Source organism: Halorubrum trapanicum, from assembly GCF_002355655.1.
In the GTDB taxonomy this organism is placed as follows: Archaea; Halobacteriota; Halobacteria; order Halobacteriales; family Haloferacaceae; genus Halorubrum; species Halorubrum trapanicum_A.
Map to the genome: position 1 here is coordinate 851726 of NZ_AP017569.1, position 19358 is coordinate 871083.

The following is a 19358-nucleotide window of genomic DNA, read 5'->3' on the forward strand; positions in this document are numbered from 1 at the left end:
CCTCCGCGTTGCTCCGGGCGACCGACTCCCTCGCGCGTGCTCCTCGCGGCCGCCGGGGGCGGCCGCTCGCAGGCACGCGCCGCCGCACCGCCGTTTATTTATAAAGGATTATTCGATCGCACCGTCGCGCTCGACGTCCATCCCGAGGTCGGCCATCGCGTCGAAGAAGCCGGGGAACGAGACGTCGACGTGTTCGGCGCCGCGGACGGTCGTCGTGCCCTCGACGGCGAGCGCGGCGACGGACAGCGCCATCGCGATCCGGTGGTCGGCGCGGCCGTCGACGGTGGCTCCCTTGAGATCGCTCTCCGAGCCGTGGACCGTGAGGGCGTCGGGTTCTTCGGTCGTCTCCGCGCCCATCTTTCCGAGCTCCTCGGCCATCGCCGAGACGCGGTCGGTCTCCTTGTAGCGGACGTGCTCGCAGTTCTCGATCCGCGTGTCGCCGTCCGCGACCGCGCCGAGCGCGGCGATCGTCGGGAGCAGGTCCGGCGTGTCGCCCACGTCGACGGTCACGCCGGAGAGGTCGGCACGCTCGACCGCTATCTCGCCGGCCTCGCGGTCCCAGTCGACGGGCGCGCCCATCTCTTCGACGATATCGACGATGGCGGCGTCGCCCTGTGCGCTCGGCCGCGCGCCCGCGATCCGGAGCGGCTCGTCGGGCGCGGCCGCGACCGCGCCAGCGGCGAGCAGGTACGAGATGGACGAGAAGTCGCCCGGCACGGCGTAGCTGCCGCCCGCGGGCTCGTAGGTCTGCCCGCCCGGGACCGAGAAACCCGCGGCGCCCGCGGCGCCGTCGAGGGAATCGCCGGCCTCGTCTATCGGCGTCACCTCGACGCCGAAGTCGGCGAGCAGTTCGAGCGTGATGTCGACGTACGGCGCCGACTTGAGCTCGGTCGTGAGCTCGACCTCGACCCCCTCGTCGGTGACCGCGCCGGCCATCAGCAGCGCGGTGACGTACTGCGAGGAGACGTCGCCAGGGATGGCGACCGCGCCGCCTTCGAGCGGGCCGGTAACGACGAGCGGCGCCTGTCCGTTGCCGCGGGTCGACTCCGCGCGCACGCCGAGGTCGGCGAGCGCGTCGAGGAGCGGGCCCTGCGGCCGCGATCGGAGAGAGCCGTCGCCGGTGAGGACGGTCGTGCCGTCCGCGAGCGCGGCCGCGGCGGTGACGAGCCGCATCGTCGTCCCCGAGTTCGCGCAGTCGATCACGTCGTCGGGCACTTCGGGGCGGCCGTCGAACCCCTCGACCGCGAGCGCGTCGGCGTCGCTCGGGATCTCGGCCGCGCCGTCGCCGCCGCGCTCGCTCCCGGCCGGCGCGACCGACCCGCCGAACGCGGTCACCGCGCGGGCGGTCGCCCGCGTGTCGGCGGAGACCAGCGGCGACTCGACGGTCGCGCCGTCGCTGTAGCCGGCCGCGAGCAGCGCGCGGTGAGTGTAGCTCTTCGACGGCGGCGCGCGGGCGGTCCCTCGGAGCTCCGAGCGCGTGACGTGAACGTCCATACCCCACTCTGCCGGCCGGGGCGACAAGTCGGTACCGACCGCGGCACGATTGCGGCCGGGACGGCTCAGCGGGCGACACGTCCCGGACCCCCACCGCGGCGCCGCGGCACACCCTTTATACCATCGGGAGCGCTAGCGTCGCGTATGCCCCAGTGTGAGATGTGCGGCGCCGAGGAGGCCTCGCTGACGACGACGAAGGTCGAAGGCGCCGAGCTGGAGCTCTGTAGCTCGTGTACGGACTTCGGCACCGAGGTCCGCGACGAGTCGACGAGCTCCGGCGGCGGCAAGTACTCCACCAGCTCCAGCACCGGGAAGTCGTCCTCGTCGTCCGGCTCGTCCGGCTCGTCGAGCGGGTCCGGGAGCTCCGGCGGGTCGACCCGCCCCCGCGACATGTTCGACGACATGGACGAGATCGCCACCGACTACGACGAGCGGATCCGCGAGGCGCGGGAGTCGCGTGGCGTGAGCCAGGAGGAGCTGGCCGACCAGCTCAACGAGAAGGCGAGTCTCATCCGGAAGCTCGAACGCAGCGACACGCTCCCGACCGACGAGGTCCAGCGCAAGCTCGAACGCGCGCTCGACATCTCCTTAGTCGAGGGGCAGTCGTCCGACGACGCCGACTGGGAGACGAACGACGCGGGCACGATGACGCTCGGCGACGTCGTCAAGCGGAAGGATTAGCCACCGGGCCGTCGCCCGCGCTCTCTTTCCGACGTACCGCCGAGTTCCGACGAGCGGATCGGCGGACGTTCGCGGCGGTCACGCCGTCGCGCCGCCCTCGTCCGTCTGCTCCGACCCCCCGTACCGCTCGGTGAGGTAGTCGATGATGTAGTCGACCGTCTCGGGGTCGTAGCTCCAGAACCCGTAGAACTCGCCGGGCGCGCGCTCCTCGGCGAGCAGCGCGCACTTCGCGTCCTCGTAGCCGCCGCCGTCGTACGCGACGAACCACGTCTCGCGGATCTCTGCGGTCTCGCCGACGTGGACCGTGTAGTGTTCGACGTCGGGCGCCTCCCCCTCGTCGGCGGCGTACGCGTGGACGTCGAGCCGCTCCTTCTCGCCGAGCAGGTCGTAGGTGTCCGCCTCGCCGGTGAGCACGTCGAGCGTCTGGAACCCCGCGTGGAGCGCCCCGTCGCCGACCCGCCAGGCGCGGTCCTCGATCTCCCGCGACGCGGCGACCATGTCCTCGCGCGAGTAGGAGGTGAACATCGTCTCGTCGAGGTGGTCCAACACCGGCCGCCCGACGCGGTCCCCGCCTCCGCCCGCGACTCCCGGAGCGTCGCCCCCGCCCCTCGTGTCCTCCGATCCGTCCCCGCCGGGCCGCGACAACAGGTCGTCGACGGTCGCGGCCGTGACGAACTCTCCGTCCCGCGCCAGCACGGCGAACTCCTCTGGCCCGGAGGCGGTCTGGTCGTCGACGATCCGGACGTTGCGGTCGGCGAAGTGCTCCCGGAGTTCGTCCGTCACCGCCGGGTCGGCGTTGAACACGGTTAGCGTGGCCTCGTGCGCCTCCACGCCAGCGATGAGCTCGATGAGGGACATCCCTTGCCCGGACCCACAGCATCGGGGTATAAGGTCGTTTCTGCTCTCGGGACCGAGAAGGACCCTCCGGAACCGGTACCGGGGGACGTGCCGAGCGAGCGCGAAGCACGAACCTATTTGCGCCGCGCCACCCGAGTGGGCGTATGTTCATCCTGGTGAACCTCAAGGCGTACCCGTGCGACCCGATCGAGGTAGCGACCGCGGCCCGCGACGTCGCCGAGGCGTCCGGCGCGCGGATCGCCGTCTCGCCGCAGGCGGCCGACGTCGCCCGCGTCGCAGACACCGGCGTCGAGACGTGGGCCCAGCACGTCTCGCCGAACGCGCACGGCTCGCACACCGGCTCAACCTTGGCCGAGGCCGTCGCCGACAACGGCGCCGAGGGCACGCTGATCAACCACTCGGAGAACCGGCTGAAGCTCGCCGACGTCGACGGCTCCGTGCGCGCCGCCGAGCGCGCGAACCTGGAGACGATCGTCTGCGCGAACAACCCCGCGCAGGTCGGCGCCGCCGCCGCGCTCGGCCCCGACGCGGTCGCCGTCGAGCCTCCCGAACTCATCGGCGGTGACATCTCCGTCGCGACCGCGGACCCGGGGATCGTCGAGGACGCGGTCGCGGCCGCCGAGGCCGTCGACCCCGCGGTCGACGTGTTCTGCGGCGCCGGCGTCTCGACCGGCGAGGACGTGTCGACCGCCGGCGAACTCGGCGCCGCCGGCGTCCTGCTGGCCTCCGGCGTCGCGAAGGCGGACGACCCCGAGGCCGTGCTCGAGGACCTCGTGAGCGGGATCTGAATCTGCTGTCCGGGGCCTCAGCGACACGACTTCGGCGAAGTACGTCCGCGCCCGCACTCCAGAACCCTCCGCGACCGATTCCGAGGGGCGCTGCGTTTGCGGATCTGTATAAAGACACCGATGTGAGCGACTCACACGATCGAGAAATCGCACGACAGCGGCGGGTTCTCTCGTTCCGGCGAATGGCAGCATCTAGTAACCTTTAACCGAAACAAGCCGCTACCTATGAGCAAGATGGCGAGCAACAAGATTCTCGGTATCGACCTCGGTACCACCAACTCCGCGTTCGCGGTGATGGAGGGCGACGAGCCCGAGATCATCGCCAACGCCGAGGGCGACCGAACCACTCCGTCGGTCGTCGCCTTCGCCGACGACGGCGAGCGCCTCGTCGGCAAGCCGGCGAAGAACCAGGCCGTCCAGAACCCCGACCGCACGATCCAGTCGATCAAGCGGCACATGGGCGAGGACGGCTACACCGTCGAGATCGGCGACGAGGAGTACACGCCGGAGCAGGTCTCGGCGATGATCCTCCAGAAGATCAAACGCGACGCCGAGGAGTACCTCGGCGACGACGTCGAGAAGGCGGTGATCACCGTCCCCGCGTACTTCAACGACAAGCAGCGGCAGGCGACCAAAGACGCCGGCGAGATCGCCGGCTTCGAGGTCGAACGCATCGTCAACGAGCCGACCGCGGCCTCCATGGCGTACGGCCTGGACGACGAGTCCGACCAGACGGTCCTTGTGTACGACCTCGGGGGCGGGACGTTCGACGTGTCGGTCCTCGACCTGGGCGGCGGCGTCTACGAGGTCGTCGCCACGAACGGGGACAACGACCTCGGCGGCGACGACTGGGACGAGGCGCTCATCGACCACCTCGCCGACGAGTTCCAGAACGACCATGGGATCGACCTCCGCGACGACCGGCAGGCGCTCCAGCGGCTGAAGGACGCCGCCGAGGAGGCGAAGATCGAGCTGTCGAACAAGAAGGAGACCACGGTCAACCTCCCCTTCGTCACCGCGACCGACAGCGGGCCGGTCCACCTCGAACAGTCAGTCACCCGCGCGACGTTCGAGAACCTCACGTCGGACCTCATCGAGCGCACCGTCGAGCCGACGGAGCAGGCGCTCTCCGACGCCGACTACTCGAAGTCCGACATCGACGAGGTCATCCTCGTCGGCGGCTCCACCCGGATGCCGCAGGTCCAAGAGCAGGTCGAGGAGCTCGTCGGGCAGGAGCCGAAGAAGAACGTCAACCCCGACGAGGCGGTCGCGCTCGGCGCGGCGGTCCAGGGCGGCGTGCTCTCCGGCGACGTCGACGACATCGTGCTGCTGGACGTCACCCCGCTCTCGCTGGGGATCGAGGTGAAGGGCGGCCTCTTCGAGCGGCTCATCGAGAAGAACACCACGATCCCCACAGAGGAGTCGAAGGTGTTCACCACGGCCGCGGACAACCAGACCTCCGTCAACGTCCGCGTCTTCCAGGGCGAACGCGAGATCGCCGAGGAGAACGAGCTGCTCGGCGCGTTCCAGCTCTCCGGCATCCCGCCGGCGCCCGCCGGAACCCCGCAGATCGAGGTCTCGTTCAACATCGACGAGAACGGCATCGTCAACGTCGAGGCCGAAGACCAGGGCTCGGGCAACGCCGAGTCGATCACCATCGAGGGGGGCGTCGGCCTCTCCGACGAGGAGATCGACCAGATGCAGGAGGAAGCCGAGAAACACAAGGAGGAGGACGAGGCCCGCCGCGAGCGGATCGAGGCCCGCAACGAGGCCGAGACGACGATCCAGCGCGCCGAGACCCTGCTCGAGGAGAACGAGGAAGAGCTCGACGACGACGAGCTCGTCGCCGACATCGAGGCGGCCATCGAGGACGTCGAGGACGTGCTCGAAGACGAGGACGCCGACACCGACGAGATCGAGTCCGCCACCGAGGCGCTCACCGAGGAGCTCCAAGAGATCGGCAAGCAGATGTACGAGGGCCAGGCCGCGCAGGCCGGTCCGGGCGGCGCCGGCGGCGCCGGTCCCGGCGGTATGGGCGGCATGGGCGGTGCCGGCGGTCCGGGCGGCGCGGCGGGCCCCGGCGGTGCCGGTCCCGGCGCCGACGCGGACGACGAGGAGTACGTCGACGCCGACTTCGAGGACGTGGACGACGACGACGAGGAGTAACCCTCGCCGACCCGGCCTTCGACGCCTCGACCCCGCCGCTTAAATCGACCCGTCGATCAACACCACTCAACGAACGCAACGCATGAGCGAAGATTTCTACGACGTCCTCGGCGTGTCGCGGGACGCCAGCGAGGAGGAGATACAGAAGGCGTACCGCAAGCAGGCCGCGAAACACCACCCCGACGTCAGCGACGACGAGAACGCCGAGGAGCGGTTCAAGAAGATCCAGAAGGCCAAGGAGGTTCTCACCGACGAGCAGAAGCGCCAGCAGTACGACCAGATGGGCCACGACCGGTTCACCGAGGCCGACAAGCGCGGTGCGACCGGCGGTGGCGGCGGCCCCGGCGGCCCCGGCGGCCCCGGCGGCCCCTTCGGGGGCGCGGGCGGCGCGGGCGGCGCGGGAGGGTTCGAGGACATCTTCAACCAGTTCTTCGGCGGCGGTGGCGGTCGCGGCCGCGGCGGCGGTGGCGGCGGCAACCGCCCGCGACAGGGGCGCGACCTCAAGACGGGGCTGACGATCGATCTCGAAGCGGCGTTCGAGGGCGCGACCAAGGAGGTCACGCTCACGCGGCCGACCACCTGCGCCACCTGCGACGGCGCGGGGCATCCCCCGGACGCGGACGTGGAGACGTGCCCGCAGTGTAACGGTCGCGGACAGGTCCAGCAGGTCCAGCAGACGCCGCTCGGGCGCGTCCAGCAGACGTCGACGTGCCCTCGCTGCGAGGGCGAGGGAGAGCTGTACAGCGAGGACTGCGCCGACTGCGGCGGCGACGGCGTCGTCCGCGAGGAGGCGACGCTCTCCGTCGAGATCCCGGCCGGCATCCGTTCGGGGCAGAGCCTCCGGATGGAGCGCGAGGGCGCGCCCGGCGAGAACGGCGGCCCGAAGGGCGACCTGCTCATCGAGGTCGACGTCGACACCGGCGACCGGTTCGAGCGCGACGGCGACGACCTCCGCGTCAACGAGGCGGTCTCCTTCCCGCAGGCGGTCTTCGGCGACACCGTCGAGGTGGAGACGGTCGACGGCAGCGTCGAGATGGACGTCCCCGCCGGCACCCAGAGCGGCGAGACGTTCCGGCTTCAGGGGAAGGGGATGCCGCGGCTCCGTCGCCGCGGCCGCGGCGACCTCTACGTCCAGGTCGGGGTCGTCGTTCCCGAGTCGCTCAACGAGGAACAGCGCGAGGCGCTGGAGGCGTTCGCCGAGGCCGGCGGCGAGGACATCGACGTCGGCGGCGGCTTCTTCGAGAAGCTGAAGAGCTCCTTCTGAGCGGGTGCGTTTCCGGTCCGGAACTCGGAGCAGCCTCGACTTCCGCTGCCCGTAGCTTTTCCGTCTTCCGGGTCCATCACCGACGCATGGGCTACGACACGACGGCCTACGACGACGTCGAACCGCGCGCGCCCGGCATGTACTTCCTCCGTGACGCGCTCGACTGCGAGCACCTCGGCGTGACCGTCGTCGAGGCCGACGACGGCTGGGAGGGGATGGAACACGATCACGCCGACGGCGACCACGAGGAGGTGTACGTGCTGCTCGGCGGCGAGGCGACGCTCACCGTCGACGGGGATGCCCTCGACCTCGATCCCGGTGACGCGGTCCGCGTCGACCCCGGATCCACCCGCGACCTCACCTTCTCGGCCGACGGCTCGAAGATGGTCATCGCCGGCGCACCCTGACGCCGGCTCGATGATGGTCATCGCCGGCGCACCCTGACGCCGGCTCGATGATAGTCATCGCCGGCGCACCCTGACGCCGGCTCGATGATAGTCATCGCCGGCGCACCCTGACGCCGGCTCGATGATAGTCATCGCCGGCGCACCCTGACGCCGGCTCGATGATAGTCATCGCCGGCGCACCCTGACGCCGGTCGCGACTCGGCCCGGTGCGGTCGGGGACGCTTCTCGTCGACGCCGCAGCGTTAAGGCTCGCGCGCCCCGAGAACAGCGTATGGAACTCGTCGGGGACCTGCTCGCGCGCGACCGGCGCACCCGCGATACGGCGCTCGTCACGGCGGACGGTCGAGAGCGGACCCACCACGACCTGATCACGAACGGCTACAAGGCGGCGAACGTGCTCCGGTACCTCGGCGTCCGCAGGGGCGCGACGGTCGCCGTCGACCCGACGCCGGGCTTTCACACGACGCTCGCGTTCCTCGGCGCGGCCGCCGTCGGCGCGCCGGTCCGGTTCGACCCGGCGGCGGGAATCGAGGCCGGCGACCGGGTCGTGCTCGCGCCGGTCGCGACCGCCGCTGCCCTCGATCCGGCGCCGGGCACGAACCTCGCCGCGTTCGGCGGGCCGCCGGAGCGGCCCGAGACCACGCACTGGGAGCAGGAGCTGTGGAGCGAGAACCCCGGGATGCCGCCGAGCGACGTGGAACCGGACGACGCCGCGATCGTCGGGCCCGGTCGGACGGTCAGCCACCGCGACCTGTGTTCGATCGCCGCGGCCGCCTTCGAGGCCGGCGCGATGGACGAGGAGACGCGGGTCGTCCTCCGCCGCCCCTTCTCCGACTCGCCGGCGCTCGCGGCCGGGCTCGTCGCACCGCTCTCGGTCGGTGCGACGGCAGTGCTCGCGCCGCCGAGCGGCGACGGCGAGTCGGCCGACGACCCACGCGGGGACGTGGCGGCGGCTCCGGCGGGCGTCGACGTCCCCGAACCGCGCCGGGTCGATCCGGCGTCGATCGGGTCGGCGGCCGAGTAAACTCCGGTCCGGATCGCGCCCGGATCAGTCGTCCGCTGGGTTCGGCTCCGCGGGCGTCCGCTCCTCGTGGAGGAGGCAGGCGGACTCGTGGTCGGCCGTGTGGGCCGTGCGTTCGGGCACGGTCTCGGCGCACGGTGTCGTGATCGCGTCCGACAGAATGCTTCCCGCCCGCTCCTCGTCGCCATCGATGAGCAGGTCGAGCGCCTCCGAGAGCGTCCGTTCGAGTTCGGGGTCGTCGACCGTCTCGCCGATGTCGAACTCCCGCCGGATCTCCGTCTGTATCTCGGCGTCCGTCGGCTCGGTCCCGCTGGCGGCGACGTTCTCGCGAACCCCTTCGACGTCGATCTCGCCGGTGTTGACCTTATCGCGGAAGTTCAACAGGCCGCGCCAGTCTTCCTGGTCGATGTCGACGCCGTCCGGCTGGATCACCTTGTGACACCGCGTGTGGAACCGGCAGCCGCTCGGCGGGTTCGTCGGGCTGGGGACGGTCCCCTTCAGTTCGATGCCGCCGACGCTCGCGCGCGGGTCCGGCGTCGGAATCGACGACAGCAGCGCCTCCGTGTACGGGTGTTGCGGGTTGGTGAATATCTCCTCGACCGGCCCGACCTCGACGATCTCGCCGAGGTACATCACGGCCACGCGGTCGCAGATCTGGCGGATGACGGACATGTCGTGACTGATGAACAGCAGCGACAGCCCGAACTCGTCTTGGAGGTCGTTGATCAGCGAGAGGATCTCCGCCTGGATGGAGACGTCGAGGGCGCTCACCGGCTCGTCGGCGATGATGAGGTCCGGGTTCAGCACGAGCGCCCGCGCGAGCGCGATCCGCTGTTTCTGCCCGCCGGAGAACTCGTGCGGATACCGGTCGAAGTCGCTCGCCGAGAGCCCGACGCGTTCGAGCAGGTCCTCGACGATCGCTCGGCGTCGGTGGCGGTCGCTCATGCCGTGAACCTTGAGGAGTTCGCCGACCGCGTTCCCCACCGACACCCGCGGGTCGAAGCTCGAAGACGGGTCCTGGAAGATCATCTGGGCGCCCCGTCGGAACTCCATCATCTCGTCGTCGTCGAACTTCGTCACGTCGTTGGGGTGGGTCCCGTCGGGATTGCGCGTCGCGCCCTCGCGACCGTTCCCGTTGAAAATGACCTCGCCCGAGGTCGGCTCCTCGAGGTGGATGACGGAGCTCGCCGCGGTGGACTTCCCGCAGCCGGACTCGCCGACGAGTCCCAGCGTCTCGCCCTCCGCGATGTCGAAGCTGATCCCGTCGACGGCGCGCGCGGCGCCGACCTTCCGGTTGAAGATCCCCTTCCGGATCGGGTAGTGCTTCTTCAGGTCGCGGACCGAAAGCAACGGCTCAGTCATCGGCGGGACCCACCTCGCTGTCGCCGTCGGCCGCGCCGGGCTCGTCGCCGGGCCCGAGCCCCTCGCTTCTGACGATCGAGGGGTTGCCGCCCGGCCCGTAGTGGACGCAGGAGACGTGTTGGTCGGGTGCGACCTCGATCTCCTCCGGCTGATCGCCGGTGCGACACGCCTCTTCTGCGTACTCGCAACGAGGCGCGAACCGGCAGCCGTCCGGCGGGTTGTGCGGGTCCGGAAGCGTTCCCGGTATCCCGCCCCCGCTCCCGCCGAACTCCGGGAGACACTCCAACAGCTGTTGGGTGTACGGGTGCGCGGGGTGGTCGAAGATGTCGAGGACGCCGCCTCGCTCCATCACCTTGCCGGCGTACATCACGACGATCCGGTCGGCGATCTCCGCGACGACGCCGAGGTCGTGCGTGACGAACAGGATTCCCATCTCGAACTCCTCTTGGAGGTCGTTGAGGAGCTTCAGGATCTGCGCTTGAACCGTCACGTCGAGCGCCGTCGTGGGCTCGTCGGCGATGAGCAGGTCGGGGTCGCCGACGAGCGCCATCGCGATCATCACGCGCTGCTTCTGGCCGCCGGAGAACTCGTGCGGGTAGTCGTCGAACCGCGAACTCGCGTTCGCGATCCCGACGCGGTCCATGAGGTCGACCGCCTTCGCGCGGGCCTCCTCGTCGGAGACGTCCTGGTGAATCTGGAGCGCCTCGGTGATCTGCCACCCGACGGTGTAGCAGTGGTTCATCGCCTCCTGCGGGTTCTGGAAGATGTGCGCGATCTCGTTGCCGCGGATCTCCCGGAGCTCCGACTCGGGGAGCGACAGCAGGTCGCGCCCCTTGTACCGGACCGTCCCCTCGATCTCACCCGGCGGCGTGTTGATGATCCCGGTGATCGACTCCGTCGCGACCGTCTTCCCGGAGCCCGACTCGCCGACGATACAGACGGTCTCGCCGGTGTCGACATTGAAGTCGATCCCGTCGACCGCGGTGAGCGTTCCGTTGTCGGTACTGAACGTCGTCGTGAGGTCTTCGACCTCGAGTAGTCGTTGGTTTCCGGACATTATGCGTTCTCCGCCTCAGCTTCGGGGTTCAACGCGTCCAACAGCGCGTCACCGAGGAAGTTGAACGCGAGGATAGTTAGGAACAGCACGATACCGGGCGCTAACACGATCCACGGTGCGAACGAGAGGTCGCTCCGGCCGGCGGCGATGAGCTGTCCCCAGGAGGGAACCGTCGAGTCACCGACCCCGAGGAACGCGAGCTGCGCCTCCGCGAGCAGGAAACCGGGGATGAGCAGCGTGAGATTGGTGATGATGCTGCTCGCCGCGTTGGGCACGACGTGTCCCCGGATCACCTGATACGTGCTCGCGCCGCTGATGCGGCTCGCCTTGATGAACTCCTCTTCGGAGATGGACAGCGACTTGCTCCGGATGTACCGGGCGGTGCCGCCCCAGGCGAACAGCGAGAACACCACGATGAACATGCCCAGTCCCGCGCCGTAGATGTACAGGATGAGCAGGAACATCAGGAACGTCGGGAACGAGAGGATGATGTCGACGAACCGCATCATGATCTCGTCCACCCACCCGCCGGCGTACGCGCTCAGCGTGCCGAACGAGATGCCGATGGTGGCGACGATGGTCGTCGTGATGAACCCGATCTGCATGCTGATCGTCATCCCGTAGACGATCATCGTGAACACGTCTTTTCCGCCCCCCGTGGTTCCGAGCGGGTGTTGCCAGGTGCCGAAACACCGGCCGTTCATCGTCTCTCCGACGCAGGTCGCCGGCGTCGTGTCCACGACGGACGTGAACACCGGCGGCTGGTAGGCGATGAGCAGGTCCTGTTGTGGCGCGTTCAGGATCAGCGGCCCGACGAGCCCGCCGACGAACACGATCCCGAGCCAGCCGAGGCTCACGATCGCCGGCCGGTTGCGCTTGAACTCCTTCCAGTAGTACCGCGTCATCCGCGGGTTCTGGTACAGCGGTAAGACGAGGTACCAGAACGCCAGGAACAGCGTGAAGATGAAGAAGAAGTCGATCGTCTCAAGGGTCCTGTCGAGACCGATAAACTCGAACGTCGGGGTCCGCTGACCGAGGAACCGCCAGTCGTACACGCCGAGCAGCGCGAGCGGGATCGTCGTCAGCAGCATCCCGAGCGAGTTGACGGACAGGTCGAACCGCCCCGACCGCGAGAGCTCGTTCCAGTCGACTTGATCGAATCGTTCGGATTTCTCAGTTGCCATTGTTCTCCGTTGTGTTACCTGTCATCGTAGCTGATCCGCGGGTCGAGCACGGTGAACACGAGGTCTTCGATGAGGTTCCCGATGACGGCGACGAACGTGAAGAACAGCGTCGTCCCCAACACGAGGTTCGTGTCCTGCTGGATCAGCGCGTTGTACGTCAACCGTCCGAGCCCGGGGATACCGAACACGACCTCGACGAGCAGCGACGCGCCGAGGAACAGCGCGAGGAGCTGTCCGACGAGCGTCGTCGAGAGCGGGACCAGCGTCGGCCGCATGACGTGGTAGGCGTACGCACGGAACGGTGAGACTCCCTTCGCCTTCGCCGTCTTCATGAAGTCGGCGTTCTGGAACTCCGCGGACTCGTTCCGGGAGACGCGCATGACGGCGCCGATCGATCCGGTGACCAACACGAACACCGGCAACGCCAACTGTATCGCGTTCTGGACGCTGAACACCGGAACCTCAGTCTTGTAGATGATCGGTATCCACTCCAGCCACACCCCGAAGATCAGTAGCAGGATGATCCCGAAGAAGAAGTTCGGGATGGCGTAGCCGAAGAAGGCGAACCCGGTCGCCGCGTGGTCCTTCCAGCTGTACATGTTCGCGGCGGAGTAGACGCCGACGAGCGGCCCCAAGATGACCGTGAGGATCGTCCAGGGGATCGAGTACTGCGCGGTGTAGTACAGCGCGTTCGTGACCGCCTCGGTCACGGGCATACTGGTGCTCACCGACCAGCCCCAGTCGAGCGTGTAGACGCTCCGGATGTAATCGAAGTACCGGACGTGAAGCGGCTCGTTGAGTCCGCGCAGCTCGCGGACCCGCTCGGCGGCCTCGGCCGGGTCGCCGCCTTGGAGCGCCGCCTGCGTCGCTGCCCGCCGGACGGCCGGGTTCGGGGCGGCCGAGAGCAGCAGGAACGTGACCGTGACGATAATGAGCGATACCACTGCCGCCCAGAGGACCCGAGCGCTAACGTATCTTCCAAATCCCATGTGATTTCTAAACTGGTGAGGTGAAAACGGGGCGGTTCGGGCTTACTCGTCCGTCGACGGGTAGAACTGGGACCAGCGCGGCTGCCACGTGAAGTGCGTCGAGGCGAGCCCGCGGTAGACGCCCTGGATGAGGTCCTGCTTGCTGATCGCCGCCGCCAACGCCTGACGGAACGGGACCAGCTGGAAGAGGTTGCCCGGACCGGCGTTCCAGCCGTTCGCGCGCTGGTTCACGGAGAGGATCGTGTTGTACGGCGTCGGGACCTGGAGGACGTCGACGCTCTCGTTCTCTTGGTACGACTCGTACTGCTCCGGCGGGATCGCCGCCGAGTCGGCCTCGCCGGTCTCGAGCGCACCGAGACGGGACGCCTGCTCTCGAACGACGCTGATCGAGGCGGACTCGAAGTACGGTCCCTCCGAGAACAGGTCGGGGCCCTCGTCGATGTCGCGGAGGTAGTACTCGTCGTTACGGGTGTACTCCGTTCCGGAGCCGCGGTTCCACGACGTGAGCTCGAAGGCGCCGAGGTTCCCGGCGAACTGGAGTTCGAGCAGCTCCTCGTCCTGCTCGAGACCCTGGACGTCCTCCTCCTCGACGTACGGCTGGAGGAGGTCCTTCGGGATCGGGTACAGGAGCGGGTCGTACGTCTTGGGCCACAGGATGTTCGGGGACTCGAGCGTCGCCTCGAACTGGAACTCGCCCGTCTGCTCGACGGTGACGCCGTCCCAGCTGCTCGACGCCGCGGTGGGCGCCCAGTCGGCCTGGTGGAGCTCTTGGACGAGGTAGACGAAGTCCTCGGCGGTGACCTGTCCGTACGGCTCGCTGAACTGGAGATTCTCCCGCACGTCGAACGTCCACACCTCGCCGTCCTCGGTGGACATGTCGTACAGCAGCGGGAAGACCTCTTGGTTCTCGTCGAAGGTGTACCCCTGATCGAGCGCGCGGCCGATCGCGATGCCGGCGCCGTTCTCGGTGTTGAACAGCGGGTTCAGGGTGGTGAACCGCGACGCGCTGACCGTGTCGTAGGAACCGCTGACCTCCGGCTCGCCCTCGTACCACGCGGGCAGGTTCCAGCCGTTCGAGAAGTTCTCGATCGGCCCTTCGAGGTCGGGGTTGTAGCCGACGAGGTCGTCGCCGAACAGCAGGGTGATGTACGGCTGCTCGTAGGCGATGTTCTCGAAGATCTCGACGAACGCCTGCTGGAGCTCTTCCACGCTCGACGCCTGCTGCGCCTGGTCGAACAGCTCCTGCGCGTCGAACTGCGGGTAGTAGCCGACCGGGTTGTAGAACGCGGTGGCACCGTCGAAGAACGCCGAGTTCGTGAGCGGGTTGAGCGGGTAGGTGTTCAGCCCGAAGACGACGGACATGTCCCACGGCTCGTTGCTCGTGACGGACTGCGGGCCGGGGTTCGTCGGCGTCGGGTTCTCCCACGTGACCTCCTCGCCGTTGACCGTGTCGGTCCCGCCCTGGGGCTCGGCGGTCCAGTACTCGTTGTTGAACCGCGTGCCGTCGATGGCCTCGACGACGACGTTAATTCCGAGGTTCTCGCCGAGTTCCTGGGCGATGAAGTTCGCCGTCAGCTGCGAGGTCTCCGCCCCCGCGCTGTGGTATATGTTGATTTCGACCTGGTCTCCGTCGGGGTTGACCATCGTGTCCCCGTCGAAGCTGTAGTCGTACTCGGACTGCTCGAAGGCGCGCTCCGCAAGCGTTCGGGCGACTTCCGACCCGTAGAGGTCGTCGACACCGAACCGGGGGAAGTCGGGGACCTCGAGGCTCTCGCCGTCGCCGCCGTCCATGCCGTCGCCGCCGTCGGAGCCGTCGGAGCCGTCGCCGCCGTCCGAACCGTCGCCGCCGTTTCCGGAACAGCCAGCGAGCGTTACTGCGCCGGCGAGACCGAGCGCGGAGAGCCATTGCCGCCGGTCGATATGCCGGGAACCATCACGATTTTCAATGTTTCGATGTGGCATACCATTTAGTACGAGTGCGTGTATAAAAAACTTCAGACTTCGGGACAGTTGTCGGGGACGATCATCTTACATCCGTTTTGATAATTGGCGCATCCAACGGGGAAAATCGGACCACAGTCGCATATTTCATCGCGTATCGGAGAGTTCGACGCCGTCGGAGTCGCAAAATTTGACTCGATTAGGCAATCTCGCGTCGTACGCGAGTAGCCGACGCTTACCGGGATGATTTCCGAAGTTGGCGGTGCGGTGCCGTCCGTCCCTCGCCCGTCGCGGGAGTGTCCCTCAGTCGCCGCGGCCGTCTCGGCCGGTGCCGTCGTCGGGCTCGGAGCCGGGAGTCCGCGTCGTGCGACTCGCCTCGGCGTTCCCGTCGGTCGCGACCGCCGGACCGTCGCCGTCAGCGACCGACGACCCCTCGACCGTGTCGCCGTCGATCGCGCGCTCGTACCGCGCGATCTGTTCGCGATGGAGCGAGTGGATCATGTCGGCGAGCACGCCGAACACGAGCAGCTGGATCCCGAGGATCGTCGCGCCGACCGCGCCGACGGCGATGATCTGGTGGCTGATGCCGAACGCCAAGTACCGGTAGAGCACGAATCCTCCCATCCCGAGCCCCGCCGCGGTCGCGGCCGCGCCGGCGCTCCCGAAGTAGAACAGCGGGTTGTTCGTCTTCGCCTTCCGGTACAGCTCCAGGAAGATCACGCCGCCGTCCCGGATCGGGTGGAGGTTCGTCGCGGAGCCGCCGGGTCGCTCCCGGTACGTGATCGGGACCACGGCGACCGAGACGCGGTTCTTCACGCACTCGACGGCCATCTCCGTCTCGATCCCGAACCCGTCCGCAGTGAGGTGGAGCCGCAGGAACGACTCGCGGGTGAACGCGCGGTACCCCGAGAGGATGTCGCGGTAGCCCTCGCGGTGGATCGCCCGGAACGCGAGGTTGATCAGGCGGTTCCCGATCCGGTTCAGCCGCGTCATCGCGCCCGGGCGCATGTCCGCGAACCGGTTCCCGATGACGTGGTCGGCCTCGCCGTCCAAGAGCGGGTCGAGCATCGCCGCGGCGTCGTCGGCGTCGTACGTGGCGTCGGCGTCCGCCATCAGCACGTACGGGGCCTCGACGTGGTCCCGGACGGCCTCCCTGACCGCCTGCCCCTTCCCGCGGCCCGACTGCTCGACGACGCGCGCGCCGGCCTCGCGGGCGATCGACCGCGTCTCGTCGGTCGAGCCGCCGTCGATCACCAAGACCTCCTCGAACCCGGCGTCGCGGAAGTCCGTGACGACGCGTGCGACCGTCTCGGCCTCGTTCATCGTCGGCAACAGGACGCAGACGTCGTCGTGGTCGCTCATCAGGCGAGCGATCACGGGGGAGTCGGTAAACTCTGTCCCTCCCGGTCGCCGGCCGACGCTGCGGCCACCCACACGCTCATGTATGTGAGCATTGATCGTGGTCGTATGTCCCAACCACCGGACGAGCGCGCCGACGAACTACTGAGCGCGGCCCGCACGGCGACGGGCGACGAGCTGCGGAGCCTCACGTACTTCACGGAGGAAGACGTCGAGCAGCTGTACCTCCGCAGCGATCTGAGCCGGACCGCCGACCTGGTCGGTTTCGCCGAGAACGAGCGACAGGGGTTCCACGCGCAGTCGATGTACGCCAACACGCAGCTCGGCGACTACCAGTTCACGGTCCGCGTGTTCGAGAACGGCTACCTCACGCGGGTGATCGCTAACGACCACGGCGTCTGGGTGACGACCGACTCGATGGAGATGGACCGCTTCGAGGAGCTGGCGAGCGCGCTCGCGTCCATCCTCCGGTTGTTCGATCCCGCCTGACCACTGGGAGTTATTTAAAAGGGCTCTTCACCCGAGATGGCTCTCGAACTCGCCGACCAGCTCGTCGGCGTCGACGGGCTTGGTCACGTACCCGTCGGCGCCCGCCTTCACCGCCTCCATCATCTTCTCCTGCTGGTCGACGCTCGTACACATCACGATCACCGCGTCGGGCCAGCGCTCCTTGATCGCCGCGGTCGCCTCGATCCCGGTCATCTCCGGCATCACGACGTCCATCGACACCGCGTCCGGCTCGTACGCTTCGAAGAGCTCGACCGCCTCTGCGCCGTGTTCCGCCTCGTCGACGACCTCGAACCGGCCTTCCAGCGCGTCCCGGACGACGGTCCGCTGGAACGAGGAGTCGTCGACGACGAGCACCCGCTCGGTCATACGCGTTCTCCCCGCCAGACCGACATAAGCGCGCGGATCGCTCGGCACGATACGGGCTGGGACACGCGGGCCGGCGCGGGGGACGAGCTCGGCGTCGGTATGTGACGCCCTCGCAACCGCCATCCCTTGTATATTCGATGAAGCATATAATGAACATGGGAACAACGTTAAGGTGTATCCCGCGATACGGTCGCGTATGGAAACGCGGAAGGTCCAGCGGTTGGGGCCGTCGACGCTGGCGATGACCCTCCCGGCCGAGTGGGCACAGGAACACGGCGTGAACAAAGGCGACGAGGTGTCGCTGCGGATGGGCGGCAAGGGGACGCTCACGGTGCTCCCCGAGTCGGTGAGCACCGAGGAGTCGGAGGCGGTGATCAACGCGGACGGGCTCGACGCGCGCTCGCTCGAACGCGCGATCGTCGCGCAGTACGTGCTGGGGCGGCGCGTGATCCACGTCCGCAGCGAGGGGACGCTCGACAGCGAGCACATCAACGCGGTGTACAAAGCCGAGACCCAGCTGATGGGGCTCGGCGTCATCGAAGAGACCCCGGAGGACATCTCGATTCGCTGTTCGGTCGACCCGGAGGACTTCACCCTCGACAACCTGCTCGAACGGCTGGAGAACACGGGCTCGACGATGCGCGGCGAGGGCGTGAAGGCGCTCGCGCACGGCAACCCCGACCTCGCGCAGCGCGCGCTCAACCGCGAGCGGCAGGCGAACAAGATCTTCGTCCTCCTGCTCCGGCTCATCTTCACGGCGTATCAGAACCCGAACCTCGCTCGCGCAGTGGGTCTCGAGGAGGGGTTCCCCCTGATCGGCTACCGCTCCGTCGCGAAGAACCTCGAACTCACCGCGGACAACGCGGAGGACATCGCCGAGATCGTGATGGAGGCCGACGGACACACCCTCGACGTCGACAGCGCGACGATGCGGCAGATCCGCGAGTTCACCGACCAGGTGGACGAGCTGACCGCGCTCGCGGTGCGGGCCGTCGTCGAGCGCGACTACGACCTCACCGTCGAGTGCCGCGACCTGTTCTCCCGCTTGGAGGACCGCGAACAGGAGATCCTCGCCGAGCTGCCGGACGACCTGGACAACGAGACGCTGCTGATGACCCGCGAGGTGCTGGTCAGCCTCCAGCACACCGCGGAGTACGCCATGCGGAACGCGGAGATCGCGGCGAACCTCGCGCTCAACGAGGCGTCCGACCACGTCGAGATAATCTGACCGCGGCGCGTCGCCCGCGGCACGGGCCGTCGCGCGGGTTCCTCCCCGGCCCGTGTCGCGCGGTTCGCATGAACTAAGTGGCCCCCCGCGAAGCGGTTCGTATGAGCGAGGGTTCCATCGAATCGGACAAGGAGGTCGGCGTCGCGCTCGCGCTCGGCGCCATCGCGGTCGTCGGCGCCGTGGTGATGCTAGCGTACCCGGGACAGCTCGGGAAGGCGTGGGGATTCGCGGGCGCGTTCGTCTTCGCGACGCTCGCCGTCGGCGCGGCCCAACTGTTCGACTGAGCGACCGATCCGCGGCGCGGACCGGTCGCCCGGTCCGAACAACGAGAAACCGTTAAGGACGTCAGACGCGTAGGTCTGATAATGAGCGAGTACACCGAGGAGGAACAGCGGATCCTCGCGTACCTCACGGACAGCGTTACCCGTGGCGAGCGGTACGTTCGCTCGAAGACGATCGCCGACGCGATCGGACTCACCGCGAAGCAGGTGGGCTCGCGGCTCCCCAGACTCGCCGAGAAGTCGGACGACGTCGATATCGAGAAGTGGGGCCGCGCCAAGTCGACCACCTGGCGCGTGACGCCGGACGGCTGAGAGGGGAGAGTCGCGGTCGCGTCCCGACGCGCTCGCCGGCTCCGTCGACGCGTTCCCCGAATCCGACTCCGTCGACGCGCATTTTTAACC

19 protein-coding genes are annotated in these 19358 nt (G+C 68.3%); 10 read left to right on the forward strand and 9 right to left on the reverse strand.

What is annotated here, in order from left to right:
* Positions 1–108 precede the first annotated feature (108 nt).
* Positions 109–1494 carry a 3-phosphoshikimate 1-carboxyvinyltransferase gene (gene aroA, locus CPZ01_RS04170; protein ID WP_096393574.1) on the reverse strand — a complete coding sequence of 462 codons (1386 nt, stop codon included), beginning with the start codon at positions 1492–1494 and terminating at the stop codon, positions 109–111.
* A gap of 144 nt (positions 1495–1638) precedes the next feature.
* On the opposite strand from aroA, the gene CPZ01_RS04175 reads away from it, so the two are divergent.
* Positions 1639–2175, forward strand: coding sequence for a multiprotein bridging factor aMBF1 (locus tag CPZ01_RS04175; RefSeq protein WP_096393575.1), 537 nt, complete (start codon positions 1639–1641; stop codon positions 2173–2175).
* Positions 2176–2253: 78 nt separating this feature from the next.
* On the opposite strand, the gene CPZ01_RS04180 is transcribed toward CPZ01_RS04175, so the two are convergent.
* On the reverse strand, positions 2254–3033 hold the full coding sequence (locus tag CPZ01_RS04180; RefSeq protein WP_096393576.1) for a DICT sensory domain-containing protein: 780 nt from the start codon (positions 3031–3033) through the stop codon (positions 2254–2256).
* A 143-nt stretch (positions 3034–3176) separates the two neighbouring features.
* Between CPZ01_RS04180 and tpiA the strand changes: the two genes are divergently transcribed.
* From tpiA to CPZ01_RS04205, 5 genes are all read left to right on the forward strand, one after another.
* On the forward strand, positions 3177–3821 hold the full coding sequence (gene tpiA, locus CPZ01_RS04185) for a triose-phosphate isomerase (RefSeq protein WP_096393577.1): 645 nt from the start codon (positions 3177–3179) through the stop codon (positions 3819–3821).
* A gap of 234 nt (positions 3822–4055) precedes the next feature.
* Positions 4056–5987 (forward strand): molecular chaperone DnaK, encoded by a 1932-nt coding sequence (gene dnaK / locus CPZ01_RS04190; protein ID WP_172863928.1) that lies wholly within the window; start codon positions 4056–4058, stop codon positions 5985–5987.
* Positions 5988–6069: 82 nt separating this feature from the next.
* Positions 6070–7251: a molecular chaperone DnaJ gene (gene dnaJ, locus CPZ01_RS04195; protein ID WP_096393579.1), complete on the forward strand. Its 1182-nt coding sequence runs from the start codon at positions 6070–6072 to the stop codon at positions 7249–7251.
* Between the two features lie 86 nt (positions 7252–7337).
* Positions 7338–7658 (forward strand): cupin domain-containing protein, encoded by a 321-nt coding sequence (locus CPZ01_RS04200; RefSeq protein WP_096393580.1) that lies wholly within the window; start codon positions 7338–7340, stop codon positions 7656–7658.
* Positions 7659–7929: 271 nt separating this feature from the next.
* Entirely contained in the window at positions 7930–8682 is a 753-nt protein-coding gene (locus CPZ01_RS04205; protein ID WP_096393581.1) for an acyl-CoA synthetase family protein, read from the forward strand.
* A gap of 24 nt (positions 8683–8706) precedes the next feature.
* Here the strand turns inward: CPZ01_RS04205 and CPZ01_RS04210 are convergent, their stop codons facing one another.
* From CPZ01_RS04210 to aglJ, 6 genes are all read right to left on the reverse strand, one after another.
* A complete protein-coding gene (locus tag CPZ01_RS04210) occupies positions 8707–10041 on the reverse strand; it encodes an ABC transporter ATP-binding protein (RefSeq protein ID WP_096393582.1) in 1335 nt (444 codons plus the stop codon).
* On the reverse strand, positions 10034–11098 hold the full coding sequence (locus CPZ01_RS04215) for an ABC transporter ATP-binding protein (RefSeq protein ID WP_096393583.1): 1065 nt from the start codon (positions 11096–11098) through the stop codon (positions 10034–10036). Before CPZ01_RS04215 ends, CPZ01_RS04210 begins: the two co-directional genes overlap by 8 nt.
* Complete coding sequence (locus tag CPZ01_RS04220) at positions 11098–12282, reverse strand: ABC transporter permease (RefSeq protein ID WP_096393584.1); 1185 nt, start codon at positions 12280–12282, stop codon at positions 11098–11100. Before CPZ01_RS04220 ends, CPZ01_RS04215 begins: the two co-directional genes overlap by 1 nt.
* 14 nt (positions 12283–12296) lie before the next feature.
* The gene (locus CPZ01_RS04225; protein ID WP_096393585.1) at positions 12297–13271 is read right to left on the reverse strand and encodes an ABC transporter permease; all 975 of its coding nucleotides are present in this window, start codon (positions 13269–13271) and stop codon (positions 12297–12299) included.
* Positions 13272–13313: 42 nt separating this feature from the next.
* Entirely contained in the window at positions 13314–15233 is a 1920-nt protein-coding gene (locus CPZ01_RS04230; protein WP_096393586.1) for an ABC transporter substrate-binding protein, read from the reverse strand.
* Positions 15234–15515: 282 nt separating this feature from the next.
* The gene (gene aglJ, locus CPZ01_RS04235) at positions 15516–16574 is read right to left on the reverse strand and encodes an S-layer glycoprotein N-glycosyltransferase AglJ (RefSeq protein ID WP_096393587.1); all 1059 of its coding nucleotides are present in this window, start codon (positions 16572–16574) and stop codon (positions 15516–15518) included.
* A gap of 105 nt (positions 16575–16679) precedes the next feature.
* Here aglJ and CPZ01_RS04240 point away from each other — a divergent pair, with 105 nt between their 5' ends.
* Positions 16680–17060: a DUF7522 family protein gene (locus CPZ01_RS04240; RefSeq protein WP_096393588.1), complete on the forward strand. Its 381-nt coding sequence runs from the start codon at positions 16680–16682 to the stop codon at positions 17058–17060.
* 27 nt (positions 17061–17087) lie between these two features.
* Here the strand turns inward: CPZ01_RS04240 and CPZ01_RS04245 are convergent, their stop codons facing one another.
* Positions 17088–17447 (reverse strand): response regulator, encoded by a 360-nt coding sequence (locus tag CPZ01_RS04245; protein WP_096393589.1) that lies wholly within the window; start codon positions 17445–17447, stop codon positions 17088–17090.
* A gap of 196 nt (positions 17448–17643) precedes the next feature.
* On the opposite strand from CPZ01_RS04245, the gene CPZ01_RS04250 reads away from it, so the two are divergent.
* The 3 genes from CPZ01_RS04250 (at position 17644) to CPZ01_RS04260 (ending at position 19268) form a co-directional block, all read left to right on the forward strand.
* The gene (locus CPZ01_RS04250; protein ID WP_017342631.1) at positions 17644–18675 is read left to right on the forward strand and encodes a phosphate signaling complex PhoU family protein; all 1032 of its coding nucleotides are present in this window, start codon (positions 17644–17646) and stop codon (positions 18673–18675) included.
* A gap of 101 nt (positions 18676–18776) precedes the next feature.
* Positions 18777–18959, forward strand: a complete 183-nt coding sequence (locus CPZ01_RS04255; RefSeq protein ID WP_096393590.1) for a DUF7525 family protein — start codon at positions 18777–18779, stop codon at positions 18957–18959.
* Between the two features lie 81 nt (positions 18960–19040).
* Positions 19041–19268, forward strand: a complete 228-nt coding sequence (locus tag CPZ01_RS04260) for a DUF7123 family protein (protein WP_004598402.1) — start codon at positions 19041–19043, stop codon at positions 19266–19268.
* Positions 19269–19358: the final 90 nt, after the last annotated feature.

Coding starts and splice junctions, on each gene's coding strand:
- CPZ01_RS04220 (WP_096393584.1), bottom strand. CDS start 12,282: ATGGCAACTGAGAAATCCGAACGATTCGATCAAGTCGACTGGAACGAG.
- CPZ01_RS04200 (WP_096393580.1), top strand. CDS start 7,338: ATGGGCTACGACACGACGGCCTACGACGACGTCGAACCGCGCGCGCCC.
- CPZ01_RS04205 (WP_096393581.1), top strand. CDS start 7,930: ATGGAACTCGTCGGGGACCTGCTCGCGCGCGACCGGCGCACCCGCGAT.
- tpiA (WP_096393577.1), top strand. CDS start 3,177: ATGTTCATCCTGGTGAACCTCAAGGCGTACCCGTGCGACCCGATCGAG.
- CPZ01_RS04175 (WP_096393575.1), top strand. CDS start 1,639: ATGCCCCAGTGTGAGATGTGCGGCGCCGAGGAGGCCTCGCTGACGACG.
- CPZ01_RS04245 (WP_096393589.1), bottom strand. CDS start 17,447: ATGACCGAGCGGGTGCTCGTCGTCGACGACTCCTCGTTCCAGCGGACC.
- dnaJ (WP_096393579.1), top strand. CDS start 6,070: ATGAGCGAAGATTTCTACGACGTCCTCGGCGTGTCGCGGGACGCCAGC.
- CPZ01_RS04215 (WP_096393583.1), bottom strand. CDS start 11,098: ATGTCCGGAAACCAACGACTACTCGAGGTCGAAGACCTCACGACGACG.
- CPZ01_RS04180 (WP_096393576.1), bottom strand. CDS start 3,033: ATGTCCCTCATCGAGCTCATCGCTGGCGTGGAGGCGCACGAGGCCACG.
- CPZ01_RS04240 (WP_096393588.1), top strand. CDS start 16,680: ATGTCCCAACCACCGGACGAGCGCGCCGACGAACTACTGAGCGCGGCC.
- CPZ01_RS04250 (WP_017342631.1), top strand. CDS start 17,644: ATGGAAACGCGGAAGGTCCAGCGGTTGGGGCCGTCGACGCTGGCGATG.
- CPZ01_RS04255 (WP_096393590.1), top strand. CDS start 18,777: ATGAGCGAGGGTTCCATCGAATCGGACAAGGAGGTCGGCGTCGCGCTC.
- aroA (WP_096393574.1), bottom strand. CDS start 1,494: ATGGACGTTCACGTCACGCGCTCGGAGCTCCGAGGGACCGCCCGCGCG.
- dnaK (WP_172863928.1), top strand. CDS start 4,056: ATGGCGAGCAACAAGATTCTCGGTATCGACCTCGGTACCACCAACTCC.
- CPZ01_RS04225 (WP_096393585.1), bottom strand. CDS start 13,271: ATGGGATTTGGAAGATACGTTAGCGCTCGGGTCCTCTGGGCGGCAGTG.
- CPZ01_RS04260 (WP_004598402.1), top strand. CDS start 19,041: ATGAGCGAGTACACCGAGGAGGAACAGCGGATCCTCGCGTACCTCACG.
- CPZ01_RS04210 (WP_096393582.1), bottom strand. CDS start 10,041: ATGACTGAGCCGTTGCTTTCGGTCCGCGACCTGAAGAAGCACTACCCG.
- aglJ (WP_096393587.1), bottom strand. CDS start 16,574: ATGAGCGACCACGACGACGTCTGCGTCCTGTTGCCGACGATGAACGAG.
- CPZ01_RS04230 (WP_096393586.1), bottom strand. CDS start 15,233: ATGCCACATCGAAACATTGAAAATCGTGATGGTTCCCGGCATATCGAC.